The organism is Vibrio satsumensis (assembly GCF_050337435.1).
Taxonomy (GTDB): domain Bacteria; phylum Pseudomonadota; class Gammaproteobacteria; order Enterobacterales; family Vibrionaceae; genus Vibrio; species Vibrio satsumensis.
The window spans coordinates 98,238-117,161 of sequence record NZ_JAKJSX010000009.1 but is presented as its reverse complement, the minus strand read 5'-3'; the positions used below and the strand labels follow the sequence as shown (position 1 = coordinate 117,161).

The 18,924-nt window shown below is 44.5% G+C and carries 15 protein-coding genes; 9 read left to right on the top strand and 6 right to left on the bottom strand.

Annotation, left to right across the window (positions count from 1 at the left end; translation table 11 throughout):
- The first annotated feature begins 29 nt into the window (after window positions 1-29).
- The gene (gene nrdB, locus L4C44_RS13075) at window positions 30-1,163 is read left to right on the top strand and encodes a class Ia ribonucleoside-diphosphate reductase subunit beta (protein WP_060982424.1); all 1,134 of its coding nucleotides are present in this window, start codon (window positions 30-32) and stop codon (window positions 1,161-1,163) included.
- Window positions 1,163-1,441, top strand: coding sequence for a class I ribonucleotide reductase maintenance protein YfaE (gene yfaE, locus L4C44_RS13070; protein ID WP_146489866.1), 279 nt, complete (start codon window positions 1,163-1,165; stop codon window positions 1,439-1,441). Before nrdB ends, yfaE begins: the two co-directional genes overlap by 1 nt.
- Window positions 1,442-1,628: 187 nt before the next feature.
- Here the strand turns inward: yfaE and napF are convergent, their stop codons facing one another.
- Window positions 1,629-2,144: a ferredoxin-type protein NapF gene (gene napF / locus L4C44_RS13065; RefSeq protein WP_428805188.1), complete on the bottom strand. Its 516-nt coding sequence runs from the start codon at window positions 2,142-2,144 to the stop codon at window positions 1,629-1,631.
- Complete coding sequence (locus tag L4C44_RS13060) at window positions 2,144-2,710, bottom strand: molecular chaperone TorD family protein (RefSeq protein ID WP_146489864.1); 567 nt, start codon at window positions 2,708-2,710, stop codon at window positions 2,144-2,146. The genes napF and L4C44_RS13060 overlap by 1 nt, the downstream gene beginning before the upstream one ends.
- A gap of 198 nt (window positions 2,711-2,908) precedes the next feature.
- Between L4C44_RS13060 and L4C44_RS13055 the strand changes: the two genes are divergently transcribed.
- From L4C44_RS13055 to L4C44_RS13045, 3 genes are read left to right on the top strand one after another with little or no spacing between them, the layout of a single operon-like run.
- On the top strand, window positions 2,909-5,347 hold the full coding sequence (locus tag L4C44_RS13055; RefSeq protein ID WP_146489863.1) for a DmsA/YnfE/YnfF family dimethyl sulfoxide reductase: 2,439 nt from the start codon (window positions 2,909-2,911) through the stop codon (window positions 5,345-5,347).
- A gap of 11 nt (window positions 5,348-5,358) precedes the next feature.
- Window positions 5,359-5,979, top strand: a complete 621-nt coding sequence (locus L4C44_RS13050) for a DMSO/selenate family reductase complex B subunit (protein ID WP_004733360.1) — start codon at window positions 5,359-5,361, stop codon at window positions 5,977-5,979.
- Between the two features lies 1 nt (window position 5,980).
- Window positions 5,981-6,826 carry a dimethyl sulfoxide reductase anchor subunit family protein gene (locus tag L4C44_RS13045; RefSeq protein WP_146489862.1) on the top strand — a complete coding sequence of 282 codons (846 nt, stop codon included), beginning with the start codon at window positions 5,981-5,983 and terminating at the stop codon, window positions 6,824-6,826.
- 160 nt (window positions 6,827-6,986) lie between these two features.
- Here the strand turns inward: L4C44_RS13045 and L4C44_RS13040 are convergent, their stop codons facing one another.
- Entirely contained in the window at window positions 6,987-8,225 is a 1,239-nt protein-coding gene (locus L4C44_RS13040) for a CinA family nicotinamide mononucleotide deamidase-related protein (protein ID WP_146489861.1), read from the bottom strand.
- A 210-nt stretch (window positions 8,226-8,435) separates the two neighbouring features.
- Between L4C44_RS13040 and L4C44_RS13035 the strand changes: the two genes are divergently transcribed.
- From L4C44_RS13035 to L4C44_RS13020, 4 genes are all read left to right on the top strand, one after another.
- Entirely contained in the window at window positions 8,436-9,344 is a 909-nt protein-coding gene (locus tag L4C44_RS13035; protein WP_146489860.1) for a DUF3943 domain-containing protein, read from the top strand.
- A gap of 232 nt (window positions 9,345-9,576) precedes the next feature.
- A complete protein-coding gene (locus tag L4C44_RS13030; RefSeq protein ID WP_050646057.1) occupies window positions 9,577-10,089 on the top strand; it encodes a glycine cleavage system transcriptional repressor in 513 nt (170 codons plus the stop codon).
- Between the two features lie 191 nt (window positions 10,090-10,280).
- Complete coding sequence (locus tag L4C44_RS13025; protein ID WP_428805187.1) at window positions 10,281-11,921, top strand: Lcl C-terminal domain-containing protein; 1,641 nt, start codon at window positions 10,281-10,283, stop codon at window positions 11,919-11,921.
- Window positions 11,921-12,460, top strand: a complete 540-nt coding sequence (locus L4C44_RS13020; protein ID WP_048659590.1) for an Lcl C-terminal domain-containing protein — start codon at window positions 11,921-11,923, stop codon at window positions 12,458-12,460. The genes L4C44_RS13025 and L4C44_RS13020 overlap by 1 nt, the downstream gene beginning before the upstream one ends.
- A 77-nt stretch (window positions 12,461-12,537) precedes the next feature.
- On the opposite strand, the gene nspC is transcribed toward L4C44_RS13020, so the two are convergent.
- The 3 genes from nspC to L4C44_RS13005 all read right to left on the bottom strand — a co-directional run bounded on the left by nspC (window position 12,538) and on the right by L4C44_RS13005 (window position 18,093).
- Window positions 12,538-13,671, bottom strand: coding sequence for a carboxynorspermidine decarboxylase (gene nspC / locus L4C44_RS13015; protein ID WP_428805186.1), 1,134 nt, complete (start codon window positions 13,669-13,671; stop codon window positions 12,538-12,540).
- A gap of 211 nt (window positions 13,672-13,882) precedes the next feature.
- The gene (locus L4C44_RS13010) at window positions 13,883-15,133 is read right to left on the bottom strand and encodes a carboxynorspermidine synthase (protein ID WP_428805185.1); all 1,251 of its coding nucleotides are present in this window, start codon (window positions 15,131-15,133) and stop codon (window positions 13,883-13,885) included.
- Window positions 15,134-15,141: 8 nt separating this feature from the next.
- The gene (locus L4C44_RS13005) at window positions 15,142-18,093 is read right to left on the bottom strand and encodes a pyridoxal phosphate-dependent class III aminotransferase (RefSeq protein WP_428805184.1); all 2,952 of its coding nucleotides are present in this window, start codon (window positions 18,091-18,093) and stop codon (window positions 15,142-15,144) included.
- Window positions 18,094-18,924: the final 831 nt, after the last annotated feature.

The following is an 18,924-nucleotide window of genomic DNA, read 5'->3' as shown; positions in this document are numbered from 1 at the left end:
TACGGGTCTTTAAAGGATTTGAGGCATTTATGGCTTACAGTACTTTTTCTCAGACTAAAAATGACCAACTAAAAGAACCAATGTTCTTGGGTCAGTCAGTTAACGTTGCACGTTACGACCAACAAAAATTCGAAATTTTCGAAAAGCTTATCGAGAAGCAGCTTTCTTTCTTCTGGCGCCCAGAAGAAGTAGACGTGTCGAGCGATCGTATCGACTACAACAAACTTCCTGAGCATGAAAAACACATCTTCATCTCTAACTTGAAGTATCAAACGCTTCTAGATTCTATCCAAGGTCGCAGCCCTAACGTTGCCCTACTTCCATTGGTATCTCTACCAGAAGTGGAAACTTGGATTGAGACATGGTCTTTCTCTGAAACGATTCACTCTCGCTCATACACGCACATCATCCGTAACATCGTGAACGATCCAGGTGTAGTATTTGATGACATCGTTGAAAACGAAGAGATCCTTAAGCGTGCTAAAGACATCGCTTTCTATTACGACGACCTAATCAAGCTAACGGCTGACTACCACCGCTACGGTGAAGGCAACCACAGCATCAACGGCGAAGACGTTAAGATTTCACTTCACGACCTGAAGAAGAAACTTTACCTATGTCTAATGTCGGTAAACGCGCTAGAAGCAATCCGTTTCTACGTTAGTTTTGCTTGTTCATTCGCGTTCGCTGAGCGTGAGCTAATGGAAGGTAACGCTAAAATCATCAAGCTAATCGCTCGTGATGAAGCACTTCACCTTACTGGTACTCAGCACATGATCAACTTGCTACGTAACGGTCAAGACGACTTCGCATTCATGCAAATCGCTGAAGAGTGCAAGCAAGAGTGTTTCGACCTATTTAAAGAAGCAGCAGAGCAAGAGAAAGAGTGGGCAGAATACCTATTCAAAGACGGCTCTATGATTGGCTTGAACAAAGACATTCTTTGCCAATACGTTGAGTACATTACCAATATTCGTATGCAGGCTGTTGGCCTAGGTACCGCTTACCCAGAAGCAACATCAAACCCAATTCCATGGATCAACGCTTGGTTGTCTTCAGATAACGTTCAAGTTGCTCCACAAGAAGCAGAAATCAGTTCTTACCTAGTTGGCCAAATCGACAACGAAGTAAAAGCTGACGACTTTGAAGGATTTGAGCTGTAATGCCAACAATCAAAATCAACAAGCTGATTTCAATTGAATCTAACCCTTCAAACACTCTGTTGGAAACAATGGAACAAGCGGGATTAGAGCCAGAGTACAACTGCCGAGATGGCCACTGTGGCGCTTGCCGCTGTACGTTGGATTCTGGTGAAGTCGAATACGTTGGTTTTGCTATGGCTTACACGCAAGGTAATGAAATATTACCTTGTATCTGTAAAGCAAAGACTGAGCTATCGCTGAGTAATGTGATTCATCGAAGTAAACAGAAGCGCGCCTGATCCATTCGGCTCAAGTTCGCTTGACTTTATTTAGAATGACCATTTAATCAGAGATGATAAGTATTAAAAAGGGTCCGCCTCCAATTGGAATGTGGACCCTTTTTCTATTGGTGTCTTTAGGTATAGGAGACCAACTCACCGATAACAAAACCTGAGTCTTACTGGCGTTCACAACCAAACCAAACGTTTATTGCTGAGTCAGGTTAAGGGTCACTGAGCCAATGTAACAAGCGCTTCGGCACTCTCCACAGCCGTTACAATTGTCTTTGTCTACCGTAGGTAACTCTCCTACTTCGATGTGTATCGCACCGTCTGAACACGCAGCTTGGCATGCTGAGCAATCCATTTGCATGTAATTATTACAGCTATCCGCAAAGCTAGGCTTCAAGTCAATATAAGGTGTGACCGTTGGATGAAGCGCGCCAGTCGGACACATTTCAGTACATTTGTTACACATAGAACAACTGTTGTAATCCAAATTCAGCAGCGCACTGCCCTCTAGCATCTCAATAACGCTATTCGGACACGCTTGCTCACACAACCCACAACCGTCGCAAAGACGCTCAAACAGCACCTCATCGACCGCTCTTGGCGGCCTTGCATGCAAGCGCTGTGATATCTCTTCATAATCCGCGGCTGCTTTAACCGGTTTAGAAAGTCGAGTTAAGAAACCGCGTCTATTTGAATTTATTTGTTCAGACATTAGTCGATATATAACTTTTTAGTAGCAACGTTTAAATTATATTCAGATGTTAAGTACTTAAACCAACCTATTACATCAACCGATAGCTTTTTATAAAAAGATAGCTCTGATGCTTTATTTAGTTTTTCTAAATAAACAGAAGACCAAGTTAATAAGTGACCTTCAAGTAATTCACCAGCTGAATTAATATTATTATTTTCTAACAAATATGCATGAGCGAATAACATTAAACCAAATTGATCTTCCGGCTCTCTTAAACCTGTGTCTAATTCAATCTGATTCAATTCTAAAAACTGGCGATACTCTACAGTAGAAGCGCCGAACACAACGCGGTCTTTATCTAGGTACACTGAACCCCAAGGTGGCGCTGGCATGTCTCCCACGCCTTCAAACAGGCGGCTGAACTCTGCTGCGAGTGCATCTTCGTCTTCACTTCTCAATGCCAGCAAGCATTCTTGAGAGAGTACTTCGCTCTCAACCAAGGCTTCAACAATGGTGATTAACTGTTCTTTACTTGTCGCTTGATAAAATAGCGAACCCAACAATTTATGCGTATCGATAATCATTATTATTTATAACGTTATAGGTTTAAAGATAATTATATTAATTAATCCATTTTATTCTTTGATCCATTTTATACATTCAATTCATAAACTTTAAATTCCACACTTATTTGACGCCTATCAATCAACATTTAAATATGAAAAGACAAAAACAAAACTACCTATAAAGTGCTAGCCATCAATAGCAAAAGGCATCTTAGAATGACGAATAAGAAAGAATCTGGGGTAATGAATCTTACTCGAAGAGGCTTCATGAAAGCTTCTTCTGCGGTAGGTAGCGCAGCCGCACTCGCGGGCGGTATCGCTTTACCTTTCAAATCCAAACCAGTAGCGGCTGCGGTTGCTGAGAGTGTGGATGAGAAAATCGTATGGAGTGCATGTACTGTAAACTGTGGCTCTCGCTGCCCATTACGTATGCATGTGCAAAACGGTGAAATCAAATACGTAGAAACCGACAACACTGGTACTGACGAATACGGTCATCACCAAGTTCGTGCTTGTCTACGTGGTCGCTCTATGCGCCGCCGTGTTTACAACCCAGATCGCCTGAAGTACCCGATGAAACGTGTGGGCAAACGTGGTGAAGGTAAATTCAAACGTATTAGCTGGGAAGAAGCTTACGATGAAGTTGCTGGCACCATGCAACGCCTTATCAAAGACTATGGTAACGACACTATCTACCTAAACTACGGGACAGGTACACTTGGCGGTACAGTAACTAAGTCTTGGCCACCAGCTCAAACGCTGATTGCTCGCCTAATGAACCTAAGTGGTGGTTACCTAAACCATTACGGTGACTACTCAACAGCGCAAATCGCGAAAGGCTTGAGTTACACCTACGGTGGTTGGGCAAACAACAACTCTTTCTCTGACCTAGAGAACACCAAGCTTAACATCCAGTTTGGTAACAACCCTGCCGAGACACGCATGTCTGGCGGCGGTCTGATCCACCACTATGTAGAAAGCAAAAACAAGTCGAACGCAAGAACGATCATCATCGACCCTCGCTACACCGATACTGCTGGTGGCCGTGAAGATCAATGGATCCCAATTCGTCCTTCTACAGATGCTGCATTGGTAGCGGGTCTTGCACACGTAATGATCACTGAAGACCTTGTCGATCAACCGTTCCTAGACAAATACTGTGTCGGTTACGACGAGAAAACTCTGCCTGCATCAGCGCCTAAAAACAGCGACTACAAATCTTACATCCTAGGTTTAGGTGAAGATGGCGTAGAAAAAACACCAGAGTGGGCTTCTAAGATCACAGGCATTCCAGTTGATACTATCGTTAAGCTTGGCCGTGAAATGGGTACAGCAAAACCATGTGCTATCCACCAAGGTTGGGGCTTACAACGCACTGCGAACGGTGAACTAGCGTGTCGTGCAATCGCGATGCTGTCACTACTAACCGGTTCTGTAGGTGTATCAGGCGGTTCAACAGGTGCTCGTGAAAGTGACATCAACATTCCGTTTGTTCGCTTCCCTACTGTGCCAAACCCAGTTGAAACGTCTATTTCAATGTTTATGTGGACAGACGCAATTTACCGTCATCATGAAATGACCGACATCACTGATGGTGTTCGCGGTGCAGAGCGCCTTAAGAACCCAATCAAGATGATCTGGAACTACGCAGGTAACTGCATCATCAACCAGCACTCAGACATCAACAAGACACACGCGATTCTTCAAGATGAAAGTGCGTGTGAAATGATTGTCGTGGTTGATAACCATATGACGTCTTCAGCAAAATACGCTGACATCATCCTGCCAGACTTAACAACGTCTGAGCAAGACGACTGGTGTATGGATGGTAAAGCATCGAACATGCCTTACTTCATCTACGCGCAGAAAGCGATTGAGCCTCAGTTTGAAGCGAAATCTATCTACGAGATGTGTACTGAGCTTGCTAAACGCATGGGCGTTGAAAAAGAGTTCACGGAGGGTCGTACTCAAGAGCAATGGATTGAGCACCTGTACGCAGAAACTCGTAAGAACGATCCAACCCTGCCAACCTTCGAAGAGATGAAAGAGCTGGGTATCTACAAACGTAGCTACGACCATCACTACATCGCTTACGAAGACTTCCGCAAAGATCCAGAAGCGAACCCACTGACCACACCAAGTGGCAAGATCGAGATCTACTCAGAGCAACTGGCTGATATCGCGAAGACTTGGAAGCTGAAAGAAGACGAAGTGATTCACCCACTTCCAATTTACGCGGACTCTTTCGAAGGCCATAACGATCCGCTAGCAGAGAAGTTCCCACTTCAGCTAACCGGTTTCCACTATAAGGCTCGTACTCACTCGACTTACGGCAACGTTGCAGAGATCAAAGCTGCGGCACCGCAAGAGTTGTGGATCAACCCAATTGATGCGAAAGAACGTGGTATTGAAAGCGGCGACATGGTGAGTATTTTTAACGACCGTGGCGAAGTACACATTCCAGCGAAAGTGACACCAAGGATTCTTCCTCGAGTTGTCGCGCTAGGCGAAGGTGCATGGTACGCACCCGATGGTCAGAAGATCGACCATGCAGGCTCTATCAACGTGCTGACTACTCAGCGCCCGAGCCCACTTGCTAAGGGTAACCCTCAGCATACAAACCTAGTTCAAATCAAAGCGCTAAAGAAAGCATAAGGTAGGTTGGAATGAAACAATACGGCTTTTACATTGATTCAAGTAAATGCACGGGTTGTAAAACCTGTCAGCTTGCTTGTAAAGATTATAATGATCTCGACATCAAAACGAACTACCGTCGCGTATACGAATACGCAGGTGGTGGCTTCACTCAAGATGGTGATACCTGGGTTCAGAAAGATGTCTTTTCTTACTACCTGTCTATCGCTTGTAACCACTGTACTAACCCAGCGTGTGTGAAAGTGTGTCCTTCGGGCGCGATGCACAAACGTGATGAAGACGGTTTGGTTGTGGTTGATGAGAGCGTTTGTATTGGTTGTCAGCACTGCAGCAATGCGTGTCCTTACGGCGCACCACAATACAATGCTAAGAAAGGTCACATGACTAAATGCGATGGTTGTTACCAACGTGTTTCTGAAGGCAAACAGCCTATCTGTGTTGAATCTTGCCCACTTCGTGCATTGGAGTTTGGTGAAATCAATACACTTCGCGAGAAGTACGGCTCTGGTGCGGATGTGGCTCCACTGCCATCTTCAACAGAAACGCTACCGAACATCGTGATTAAGCTGAACAAAAACGCGAAGCCGACTGGCGATACCAGTGGTCACCTAGCAAACCCGAAGGAGGTGTAAGATGATTTTTCATGAGTGGTCTTTAATCTTCTTTACGGTGCTGGCGCAAACTGCAGTTGGTGGTTACTTACTTATTGGTGCTCGCGCACTGGTACTTGGTCATGACGAAGAGAAGCTAAACAGCTACAAGGTTCCAATGTTCATTCTATGGGCACTGATGGGGCTTGGCTTCATGTTCTCGACAACGCACCTTGGCTCTCCACTGCGCGCGTTTAACGCTTTTAACCAACTAGGCTCTGCTTGGCTGTCTAACGAAGTATTTTTCGGTGCGGCATTCTTCACAGTAGGTGGCCTTCAATGGTTACTGTCTGTGGTTAAGAAAGGTGGCGTAGCTATCCAGAAAGCACTGATGGTTGGCGCGATGGTGTTGGGTGCAATCTTCATGTACGCGATGATCAACGTATACATGATCAACACAGTACCTACGTGGGACAACATCTACACACCACTGAGCTTCATCATGACGATGGTTGTGGGCGGTTTATTGCTGTCTCAATTCGTGATTGTATTTGCTAACGACAGTCGCTTTGCGGTTGACCGTAACATCACCATGCTGGCTGTGATTGCTGTTGCGATCAGCTTGCTTGTGACAGTAGGAAAACTGAACCTAATCGGTGACATCCAAACTTCAGCTGCAAAAGCGTCTGAGTTAGTCGATGGTTTAGGTAGCTATGTGATTCTTCAAGTGGCACTGCTGATGGCAAGCTTGTTGATTTGGATTCTACCTATGCTGAACAAAGCAAAAGTGAACCCAGTTAACCTTGGCTTAGCACTAGTACTGTTCTTGGCTTCAGAGTTAATCGGCCGTGGTTTGTTCTACAGTCTACATATGACAAGCGGTTTGTAATCAAGTTCTTACAGACATGAGCTACGTGTAAACATCACTGCTTGTTTGGTTATCTAGAAGGCTAGATAAACAAAAGGCCCAACACCTATTTAGATGTTGGGCCTTTTTATTTCATTTTTCTAACGTTTTTAGTACAGACTTAACGAGTTCGCTTACATACTTACTTAATGATAGCTGCTGGAATAAACATGTCTTTCAATCGCTTAGCCGAAGAGTAAGTGCCAAACATCGGTTTGTTGTCTAGGTGCCTTCTCAGCATATCGGCTGCTACGGTTTTGATGATGGTACGTGCATCTTCACGCTTGTATTGACGGTAGAACTCCAGCACTTGCCCCCACTCGCCTGCTTCGCTCGATAACGCAATACTAAAAGTATTACCCTCTAACTTACCCGTTACTAAGGCTAACTCTGTGCCGCACTTTTCTCTTGTTGCACCAGCCAATGCAAACGTCGCCGCTAGTGGATCGCTCTTTTCAAGCTCACTCTCTTTTGGCTCCGCCATAACCCAAGAGTGGCCGAAGCAATCTTCAACTTGCTCATTCGATTGCAGCCAAGCCGATAGCGCACCTTTAGTTGACACTTCCGATACCGACAGCGTCTTCTTTCTCTCAGCCATAATGTGGCCGATATGATCGATCATCGGCTCATCAACACTGACAACGTTGCTCTCTAATAGCTTGTACACCATTTGCAGCAGCTTAACGCGAGTTTCTAAATCCGACTTAGGTCCAAATAGTTTCACTTCAATAAACGGCAGATAAGAGCGGTAACCCAATTCATAGCCTTGAGGCAATTTCAGCTGGTCTAACACGTCTGATATGCCAGATTCGGACAAACCAAAGGTAAACAACCTGCTGCATTCAGAAGCGACCACTTGAGGATAAGTACGAGCGAGGTCAGGGATAATTTCAAAGCTCACCATGCGCTTAAACTCACTGGGCACTCCCGGAGTGAAATAGAAAGTCGCATCGTTAATCTTAAGTTTGAAACCACATGCAGTGCCGACAGGGTTATCGACGATTTCCGAGTTTACTGGCAGCAAAGCCTGCTTTAGGTTGCTATCAGGCATCGGCATACCACGCCCGGAAAACATCTCTTCCATACGCGCCAGCCATTCAGGGAACATAATGAGTTTCTGCTCTGAGGCAGCAGCCGCAGCAGCTGCACTCATATCATCGGTTGTCGGGCCTAAACCACCATTAACGATAACCACATCATAGTTAAAGCTCAGCATCAGCAGTTCTTCAACAAGAGCATTCATTTGATCACCCACAGTTGAGCGCTTAGCAAGAGCAAAACCATGCTGATAAAACTCAGCAGACATCCAAGCTGCGTTCGTATCTACAATGTCTCCATGAAGAACTTCTTCACCTGTACTTAACATTGCGATTTTCGTCATATTTCTATCCCTTGTTGTCATAAAAAGACACTGCATTATTTACAAACTGGTCTATGGTTGAATTTGGAGCAATTCGCCTTTTCACTAATATTAATAATGTTAAACCTAAGGTTTTCTTAGGAAAAGCTATAAATTATTAGTTCCCTAAATCAGGCATTTAATAGATAATTGTGACCCTGATCAATTCCAAACTTTCTCATGGAGACCCTTGTGGCCAAATCACCGTTACTAGCAAAGGTTACTGCTGCATTTACAATGCTAATGTCAGTTAACTCGGTTGCGAGCCAATACGACTTCGACCAGCCAATCAACCTTTCTTATTCGGATGAATGTGCTCAAGATTACTGTGTTAATGATAGCTTGTACACCTACAAGCCTAATACCAATTACGCACTGAGCGAATCAAGTGACGAGTACGACTTCTCAATCCAACAACCAAAACACATGTTGGTGAGCCAAGAGAAGGATTGGGACTACCTTATGGGCCAAACCTACACCATTTTGGGCTTAAGTGTCGCTACAGTAGGTTTGATGACTCTACTCCCTGAAAGTATCACTAAGTGGGATGATGACCAACGTGACATCAGCTCATTAGGTAAAAAGTGGAAAGACAACGTATCTGAAGGCCCTGTATGGGACCGCGATGAACACTTCCTAAACTACGTGATGCACCCCTATTTTGGTGGTGTTTACTACACCGCAGCTCGACACGCAGGTTACGATGAGTTTGAATCTTTCTTATACTCTTGGACCATGTCTACGTTCTTCTGGGAATACGGTGTAGAAGCGTTTGCCGAAGTACCATCATGGCAAGATCTGTTCATCACTCCATTCTTTGGTGCGGTTGTTGGTGAAATGATGCTAGAAGCAGAGCAAGACATCATTGCTTCAGGCGGCGAAGTGATGGGCTCTCAAACCATGGGTGATGTGTCTCTATTTTTCCTAAACCCTGTTGGACACATCCACTACTGGGTAAGTGATGCTTGGGGCGGTGACGCAGAAGTTAATCTGAATACTAACCCTTGGTGGGATAACCAAGACGCAGCTAGATTCGCATACGATGCTGGTGCGCCATACGATTCTCAGTTTGTTGGTATGAACTTTAAAGTAACCTTCTAATACAGCAACCTAATTACTTTCGTAAAAACAAAACTCTTCTAAAAAGCGGCTCTCTAGCCGCTTTTTTTGTGCCCTACTCTTCATTCTCTTTTTTTGCATCACAGCTTAGTTTCAAAAATTGACCTAGGTCAAACATTGTTCGATGTAACCTTCTACACTGAAATTAAAGAACTTTATCGCGCGATATCAAACATTTAATTAGCAAATAATAATTGAAACTTTGGGGGCTGATATGAACAGTACATTTATCGTAAACTTTATCGGAAAAGCATCACCAGCAACAATCAAACAACTTGCTGCGGTTACTCACGAAAACGACGGCAAATGGCTCATCAGTAAAGTGAACTTTATTGAAGACCAAGTCGCAGGCGTACTCAAGGTTCAACTTCCAGCCATCAACGAATCGATTGTAAAAGAAGCTTTCAGCGCCAACCCGGATCTCATCGTACAGTTTGTCGATTCAGATCATACGCACAATGCTCAAGACACAATCCATCACTTAAGGCTCGACTCTAACGACCGAGCAGGTATCGTCAACGAAGTGACACATGTATTGGATAGACAAGGGATCAGCATTCTAGATATGGATTGCCACCGAGTCTTTATCGCTGGTGGTGGTGGTGTTAGTTCAAGCTTATTCACTTCAAAAATCGCCGTTAAGCTACCAATCGAAGTTCAAATCGATGATGTAGTTAATGAACTCGAAACACTCAGTGAAGACACTCGAGTAATGATTGAAAGCTAATTTAACTTACCTCCTGACGATACCTTAATCGTTGGGAGGCCAACTCATAAATAAGACCTCTCTTACATTACTTACAAAAAAAACGCATCAAAACACCCAAAAAACATAGCCATAGCATATGAAATTAAGCATTTATATAATTTTTTTGATACGATAGATATCTTATATAATTTAGTAGCTTAGGTTCATACATGGAAAGAAAAAGGTCGAGCTGGCAACTCAATGTCATCTCAGCAATCCTTCTTACGACACTTTTTAGCGGTTGTAAAAGTGGTCATGAAAATAACGATAGTGGAACAACTACTACAGGAACAACTTCAAGTACGTCATCTTCCCCTATTACGCTTAGCATCCCAAATAGTGTCTCATTTTCTGAACCACAATCAGGGTCGAAAACAGAATCCATTACCGTTTCTCTTTCCGAAGCATTAGCTCAAGAACTCACCTTAACGATCTCAACTAGTGACGTGACAACTCGCTCTAATGGCACCTTCAAAAACTACGATGCTATCTCAAGCCAAAACGTCAAAATTGCGGCAGGTGCAACCAGCGCAGCTCTACCACTAAACCTTGTGCACAATAATCTGTATGAGGGCAGTAAAACACTTCATTACTCTATTAGTGCTGATAACGGTGCAAATTACACTCTTTCAAACGAACGAACTGTAGTAACTATTGATGATAGCGATACTCAACCAACCGTTAGTTTTAGTAACGACTTAAGTACCGTTGTAGAAGGTGACAGCATTATTCAACAAGCTGTTTTGAGTCATTACACATCTCAAGATGTAACACTTACCCTAACTCAAACCGGTATTGCCGCGCCTGAGGACTTTACTGTTGATATAGCAGGGTTAACTCTTAAATTGCCAGCAGAAACCCTATCAACAAATATCACATTTTCTGCTCGTGATGATAGCTTCGATGAAGGTGGCGAATCGTTAATCTACACGATAGCTTCCGTTGGTAACGCGACTATCGATTCGAGTCAAAACACTCTCGCGTTCTATATTCCTGGGCAGAAAAGTTTCAATGATACTGGGTATGTCACTTATTTTGATGGAACAGACTACGACAGCGTCACTCCTCCAGCATCACATCCAAATCAAGATGCCGATTTTGGTTTAGATGTCACCAATGGAAGTGAACATTCAGATGGGGAATATGGCTTTCGCTACACCAAGCTAGATGCTCACGGAAACCCTCTAATACCTAGCGCTACTGATTGGCGCTGTGTTAAAGATGAGCATACTGGATTGTATATTGAAGCAAAACAAGATCCGATAGCAATGCCCAGCCAGTCCGAGGTCGATACTTGGGTTAAGAAACATAAAGACGACCCTGACGCCAACCCTTACCCTTGGGGCAGTCAATCAAGCTCATGGAGAAGCGCCTCATACACATATACTTGGTACGACTCTGACAATACAACCAATGGTGGCTATGCCGGAGCACCCAATGATCTCTTGTATAGCGCCGGCCCGATATCTTCTCAATGTGCGTACATTAATGATGGTTCGGGAAGTAACTACTGTAATACAAGTAGTTATATTAGTAGCCTAAACAGTCGCTCTATTTGCGGCATTACAGATTGGCGCTTACCTTCACCTGTTGAAGCCCGTTCATTTATCAACTTCAATGTCGGCACTGCACCAGCAGGAGCCATTGATTTCTTTCCTAATCTTGGAGACCGACTCTTCACGCATTCTAGCTCTGTTAAACAAGATGGTAGTGCTAGATGTATCGACTCTCAAAATGGAGAGCTTGAGCTTTGTAATAAAAACATCGCAGGCTCGACAGGAATTGTGGCTGTAAGTGGAGGTATTGAGTAATGAAACTAAAACTATGCTTAGGTGTAATTGCCTCTCTTTTAAGTGCAAATACCATCGCGCAAACCTGCGTGCAAACTCAAACTCCTTCTCACCAAGACGGACAATTTATTGACCGTAAAGATGGTACATTACTCGACGTAACGACTAATTTGCTTTGGTCAAAATGCAACCTAGGCGAAACCTACAATCAATCCAATGACACATGTGATGGTACCGCGATTAAATATCAAAATTGGCAGGATGCGCTCATCGCAACTGAAGATTCGAATCTGACCACTATCGCAGGTCAGGTTGGTTTTAGGTTGCCTAATATCAAAGAGTTAAGTTCAATCGTTGACTATAGCTGTACTAGACCAGCAATTAACCTGACACACTTCCCGACAACAACCAACGAACCATATTGGACTAATACTCCTGACGCTCATAAAATCAACAGTGACTATGATGGTTTAATTATTGATTTTGAAGAAGCTTTGGAAGTCATTACCGACCCAGATGATATTCCACATCCTCTTGTTCGATTAGTGAAAACATTTTAATTAGTTTTTACGGTACAAATAATCAAAAAGAGCAGCTCATCCGCTGCTCTTTTTATTTTTCTGAACAATAAAGTCCGTTACTTAACTGACCATTGTGACAATGAACGTTTGAAGTCTTCATAGCCAAACTCATTTAGTTTTTGAACGTCGCCATTGCTGCGCTCGCAGTAGATTGAGGGCATTTTAAGGCCATTGAACCAGTTCAGTTTCACCATGGTATAGCCTGCGCTGTCCAACAAGTGAAGTTTTTGACCAATCTTTAGTGGCTCTTCAAAGCTTGCTTCACAGAACTGATCGCCTGCAAGGCATGAACATGAACCAATCACGTAGTCATGATTGCCGTTTTCAGACGCTTCTAATACCGACGCTGGTTCATTGTAGATAAGCGTATCAAGGCGATGAGCTTCGGTTGCTGAATCCACAATTGCGGTTTTCTTTACGTTCTCAACAATATCAACCACTGTCACAACTAGGTCGGTTGTTTTAGTGATGATAGCTTCACCCGGCTCTAGGTACATCTGCACGCCGTGCTTTTCAGAGAAGCTTTTTAGCGCAAGGCCCAGTTTCTCGATGTCATAACCCGGCCATGTGAAGAACACACCACCGCCCATACTCACCCAGTCCAACTTATCTAAATGCTCACCAAACTGTTCTGAGATTGAATCAAGCAAACCGATAAATGCATCGACGTCTTTGTTCTCACAGTTCATGTGGAACATCACACCATTAATCTCATCGAAGATCTCTGGTTTGATGTGATCAGCTTGAACACCCAAACGAGAGAATTGACGCGCTGGGTTTGCCAGATCTTGTCCTGCGTAGCTCACACCTGGATTTAAACGTAAACCCAGCGAAGCCTTACCTTCAACGATGTGTCGGTAAGCAGCAAGCTGGCTTTGAGAGTTGAAGATCATCTTATCGCAGATGTCAGCAACTTCTCTGACGTCATCTTCGCTGTAACCCACACTGTAAGCGTGCGTCTCACCACCGAAGGTTTCGTGGCCAAGCTTCACTTCGTATGGGCCAGAGCTTGTCGTGCCATCAAGGTAAGGCTTGATGATGTCAAACACACCCCATGTCGAGAAGCACTTCAGTGCCAATACCAGCTTCACACCTGAAATCTCTTTCAGCTGCTTAGCTATCTCTAAATTCGCAATCAACTTGTCTTCGTTGATCATGAAATAAGGCGTTTTTAGTTCGTTGTTTTGCATGTTAATACCTTGCGGCCCTCGAGTTCACGAAGGCACATGATAATCGAACAAAGCCGACGCAACAGCATCGGCTTGTAATTATATGTTCTCATCATTCCGATGACTTTGAATGGAATTCGCAGAACTTTGCCCTTGTAGCTAGGACATCGCGCGGAGTTTACGAACGTAAATGAGCACGATGGACAACGCGACGAGGGCAAAGAGCCAGAAATTACTTCAAAGTGTGGATCAGAGGTAAACCAGCCGTAGGCTCTAGCTCTTGAACGTGCCAATCTAGACCGATTTCAGGCATGGTTGCTAGGAACGGGTCTGGGTTTAACTGTTCCATGTTGAATACGCCTTTATCAGCCCATTCGCCACGGAAGAACTGAAGTGCAGCCGTAATAGCTGGAACACCTGTTGTGTAAGAGATCGCTTGGTGCTCTACGTCTTCGTAAGCCACTTCGTGGTCTGCGTTATTGTAGATGAATACGCTGCGCTCTTTACCGTCTTTCTTACCTTGAACCCAAGTACCGATACACGTTAAACCAGTGTAACCCGGAGCTAGAGATGTTGGATCTGGTAATAGTGCTTTAAGAACATGCAGAGGCTGAACCACTGTGCCATCGTGCAGTGTTAGCGGTTCAGGGCTAAGAAGGCCGATATCACGCATGCAGTTGAAGTAGTTCAGGTATGCATCACCAAAGCCCATCCAGAATTCGATACGCTTAGCTGGGATGAACTCTTTCATCGAACGAACTTCATCGTGTGCCATTGAGTAAACTTTGTGAGAACCACAGTTCGGGAATTCAAACTCAAGCATACGAGAGTGACACGGTACTTGTTTCCACTCTTCATTTTCCCAGTAGAAAGAGTCACCTTGGATCTCAAGCATGTTGGTTTCTGGGTCAAAGTTTGTCGCAAACTTCTTGCCGTGGTCACCTGCATTCACGTCCATTACATCAATTGAGTCAATCTCATCGAACAAGTGCTTAACCGCGTACGCAGCAAAGATTGATACCACACCAGGATCGAAACCAGCGCCAAGAATACCTGTGATGCCCGCTTCTGCGAACTTCTCACGATAACCCCATTGCCAATCATAAGCTTGTGGTACTTGTTGGCCTTCAGAACATAGGTCAACCGCTACCGATGTATCTAGGTAAGAGACTTTAGTTTGGTAACACGCTTCCATGATTGCCATGTTTACCCAAGGAGGACCAGCGTTGATAACAAGATCTGGCTGAACTTCTTTAATCAAAGCAACAAGCGCATCAACATCATCAGCGTCTACTGAACGTGCTTCTAGTTTCTTAGTTGAATCTTTAAGGTTGTTTTTGCCCTTGATAGATTCGATGATTTTTTCACACTTCGCGATGGTACGAGAAGCGATTATGATATCACCCAGTACTTCGTTATTTTGTGCTGCTTTGTGTGCAACAACCCAACCAACGCCGCCTGCACCAATTTGTAGAATAGCCATAGTTTTAATTACCCTTGTTGTTCTGCTAGCTCAATAGCTAAAGTTTGAATTTTGTTAATTAGAGATTTGAAATCTGATGTCGTTAAGCACGGATTCAAGATAGTGAATTTCAGCGCGCTTTTACCATCCACTACCGTTTCGCCAAGTACGGCAACACCACGAGTCAGCGCTTCCAATCTTAACGTTTGATTCAGTTTGTCTAAATCCATAGCACTGTTTGCTGATTGCTCATTGCTAAGCACCGAACGGAACAGCACCGTCGATAGTGAAGGCTCCGCTAATAGCTCTAAATCCGCTTGATTTTGAATCAGGTCGGCAACTTGAAGCGTCTGCTCTAGGAGATGATCGTACATATCACCCAGCTGCTTTGGCCCAACGCTTTGCATCGTCATGAAGACTTTCAATGCATCGAAACGCTTGGTGGTCGCAATAGACTTATCGACTAGATTTGGCAGCTCATCGTGCTCGCGATTCAAGTAGTCTGCGTGATGCAGTAGGTACTTAAAGTTCGCTTTGTCTTTCAGCAGCACAGCACCACAGCTGATTGTTTGGAAGAACAACTTGTGGAAATCAACGCTCACTGAGTCCGCTTTTTCGATGCCTTTCAGGCGAGCTTTATGGCTACTTAAGATAAGCGCACCACCGTAAGCACTGTCGACATGGAACCAAAGATCTTGTTGGTTGGCGATGTCAGCTATCGCTTCCAGGTCATCAATAGCACCGTGATCGGTTGTACCCGCCGTACCGACAACAGCAAAAGGAATCAACCCTTGAGCTTTAAGTGCTTTCACTTCTGCGTCTAGCAAGTCCGGCTTGATAGTGCCGTTTGCATTGGTGTCAACACAACACACTGCAGCTTCGCCTAAACCCATTAAAGAGGCCGACTTTTGAACCGTGAAGTGAGATTTATCTGAACACAAGATGCGCAGCTTACTCGCGTAATCCGGTAAACCCAGCTTTTGAATAGAGTGACCATCGTGCTTATCCGCAACCCAGTCTCTCGCTAGCAATAAGCCCATTAGGTTACTTTGCGTGCCACCACTAGTGAAAACACCGTCCGCTTGTTCACCTAGTTGGTACTTGTCACACATCCAATCAACCACGCGCTGCTCAACATAAGTCGCAGCAGATGCTTGGTCCCATGAATCCATAGATTGATTCAGAGCCGCGATAATTGATTCCGCTGCTACTGATGCCATAAGAGGAGGCGTATGAAGGTGTGCGATACAGTCAGGGTGCTGCACAAAGATAGAGTTTGCTGCAACTAGGTCAGCGGTGCTATCTATAACGTCAACCAAAGCGTGTTGGTTGTTGTCTAGGTCGACAGCCTTGATAGAAGCCTCTAGCACTTTTGGTTCTAGACCTGAGTATGGAGTTTCAACCTGCTCGAAAACCGCTTTCATTGCCTGAGTGGTTTGGTTCATCACGTTAGCGAATTCGTCGCTACCGCCTAGGCCGGTGTGAATGAAGTGCTTGTTCCACTCTTGATTTGCTTGCTTATCTGAAGCTTGCTCTTCTTGAACACCTCCGCCGGCAGCGATGATGGCTTCTTCCATCACTCGCAGGGCAAAGTCTATCTGTTCGAAAGAGATAATCATTGGTGGCAGGAAGCGAATCACAGATCCATCACGACCGCCCTTCTCGACCATCAAACCACGCTCTAATGCCGCGCGTTGAATAGCTAGGGTCAGGTCACCGTCTGATTTCGGCTCACCAAATTTATTGAGTTCACCGTTTGGTTGCTTGATCTCGGCGCCAAGCATTAAACCTTTACCACGAACTTCAGCAATACAGTTAACGCGAGATTGAATCTTCTCTAACCCATGACGTAGGTATTGGCCTGCAATGTTCGCGTGCTCCACCAAACCATCTCGCTCGATGATTTCCAGTGCTTTAGCACCAGACACCATTGCTAACTGGTTACCACGGAATGTACCGGTATGTTCACCCGCTTTCCAAGTATCGATGCTCTTGTCGAATACAAGCAGCGACATAGGCAGTCCGCCACCGATCGCTTTAGACAAACATAAGATATCAGGGTTAACGCCTGACTCTTCAAACGCGAATCGATGTCCTGTTTTGCCGACACCACACTGAATTTCATCAAAAATCAGTAGTATACCGTGCTCATCACAAATGCGACGTAAACCTTGTAGCCAAGATGCCGGAGCTGGAATTACACCACCCTCACCTTGCACGGGCTCAACGATCATCGCAGCTGGTTTCATGATGCCGGATTCATCGTCATTCAACATACGCTCGATGTAACGAATGCTCGCGTTGGCACCCGCTTCACCACCAATGCCAAACGGGCAGCGTAGGTTGTATGGGAAAGGCATAAAGTGCACATCAGACATCAAGCCACTACGACGCTCTTTGGTGCCTAGGTTACCCATCATGCCCATGGTGCCATTGGTCATGCCGTGGTAAGCACCACGGAAAGCAAACATGGTGTTACGACCTGTGGTTTGCTTCGCTAGTTTGATTGCCGCTTCAACAGCGTCAGCACCAGATGGGCCACAGAATTGAAGAACCGAGTTATTTGAAAAGTCTTGAGGAAGAAAAGCTTTAACTCGCTTGATAAACGTCTCTTTTGCTTGAGTCGTGATATCCAGAGTTTGGTATGGCAAACCAGAATCGAGTTGGTCTTTGAGTGCTTGGTTAATCTCCGGGTGGTTATAACCCAAAGAAAGTGTACCGGCACCGGCTAAGCAATCGAGGAAGAGTTGGCCACGAGTATCTTCAACTAAAGCGCCACATGCTCGTTTAATAGCAATAGGCAGACGTCTTGGGTAAGAGCGAACATCCGACTCATGCTGTTCTTGCTCTAGCAAAATAGCGTCAGGTGTTAGGTCGTAAGTCCCCTCTAAGATAGGAACCATAGTTGAAAATGAATTTGCGATAGTATTGATATCGACTTCAAAGGCGGTAGTCATAAAAGTCCCCTTGAATGTATTCATACTCACCTCCATCAGACGCAACTATCCACCAACCCTCTTTAAATTTGGAGAGAGTTCATAGTTAAGTACGCGTATTGTCTAGAAATGAGATATAGCTGTACGCTCGCATAAGTCAAATGACAAATACGAAATTAAGCCGTCTTAAGACAGCGATAAATTGTTAGCGTGAGCTCAAGGTTCAGTAATGCTACTGTTTTGAAGAATTGGACATTTTTGCAGGATCGGGCAGCTATGAGGAGCTGGTCCCTTTGGAAATGCAGAGCTGATTAGCAATGTTGTAATTAGTGTGTTCAATGTTGGGTTTCCCATTAACATGGCGAACTGCGCCATAAGTATCCCGTCTATCAGCTAAAGGACTAGCCAATACCTACCCTACGTAATGTCCCAATCAGCAAGAATGGTCACTACGCGTATCCCCCAGAAGCAATTGTTGCTCTTCTTGAACATTGTTCATTCCGAGATTGCGCGGAAAAGTAACATAAAGTGAAATGAACGATCAATAGTTTTTAATAATAGCTTGATAAATAGCAGTGGTGGCTAAGCAATTGCTGTAAATATCGTCAACACTATCGTTTAAGAAAGAGCTCCCCTGTTCATTCGTTCCTCGAGCCCGAGGCTGACGAGGCAGGCATACAGGCGGCGTTAGTGATAGCTTTGAGGCTGTGGCATCTTTTCGTCATTCCCTAGTATGAGGAACGAGTTCATAGGGAATCTCGCTTTTAAAAACTAACTTATCTAAACGAACTTGATTGCGAAATTTTGAGATAGAGATAGAGATAGAGATAGAGATAGAGATGAATTCTAAGTGAGGGCTCGAGCAAGCAAAGTACT

Bases quoted from the DNA above. Each gene is read 5' to 3' on its own strand.
- nrdB (WP_060982424.1), top strand. From the start codon at position 30: ATGGCTTACAGTACTTTTTCTCAGACTAAAAATGACCAACTAAAAGAA.
- yfaE (WP_146489866.1), top strand. From the start codon at position 1,163: ATGCCAACAATCAAAATCAACAAGCTGATTTCAATTGAATCTAACCCT.
- napF (WP_428805188.1), bottom strand. From the start codon at position 2,144: ATGTCTGAACAAATAAATTCAAATAGACGCGGTTTCTTAACTCGACTT.
- L4C44_RS13060 (WP_146489864.1), bottom strand. From the start codon at position 2,710: ATGATTATCGATACGCATAAATTGTTGGGTTCGCTATTTTATCAAGCG.
- L4C44_RS13055 (WP_146489863.1), top strand. From the start codon at position 2,909: ATGACGAATAAGAAAGAATCTGGGGTAATGAATCTTACTCGAAGAGGC.
- L4C44_RS13050 (WP_004733360.1), top strand. From the start codon at position 5,359: ATGAAACAATACGGCTTTTACATTGATTCAAGTAAATGCACGGGTTGT.
- L4C44_RS13045 (WP_146489862.1), top strand. From the start codon at position 5,981: ATGATTTTTCATGAGTGGTCTTTAATCTTCTTTACGGTGCTGGCGCAA.
- L4C44_RS13040 (WP_146489861.1), bottom strand. From the start codon at position 8,225: ATGACGAAAATCGCAATGTTAAGTACAGGTGAAGAAGTTCTTCATGGA.
- L4C44_RS13030 (WP_050646057.1), top strand. From the start codon at position 9,577: ATGAACAGTACATTTATCGTAAACTTTATCGGAAAAGCATCACCAGCA.
- L4C44_RS13025 (WP_428805187.1), top strand. From the start codon at position 10,281: ATGGAAAGAAAAAGGTCGAGCTGGCAACTCAATGTCATCTCAGCAATC.
- L4C44_RS13020 (WP_048659590.1), top strand. From the start codon at position 11,921: ATGAAACTAAAACTATGCTTAGGTGTAATTGCCTCTCTTTTAAGTGCA.
- nspC (WP_428805186.1), bottom strand. From the start codon at position 13,671: ATGCAAAACAACGAACTAAAAACGCCTTATTTCATGATCAACGAAGAC.
- L4C44_RS13010 (WP_428805185.1), bottom strand. From the start codon at position 15,133: ATGGCTATTCTACAAATTGGTGCAGGCGGCGTTGGTTGGGTTGTTGCA.
- L4C44_RS13005 (WP_428805184.1), bottom strand. From the start codon at position 18,093: ATGAATACATTCAAGGGGACTTTTATGACTACCGCCTTTGAAGTCGAT.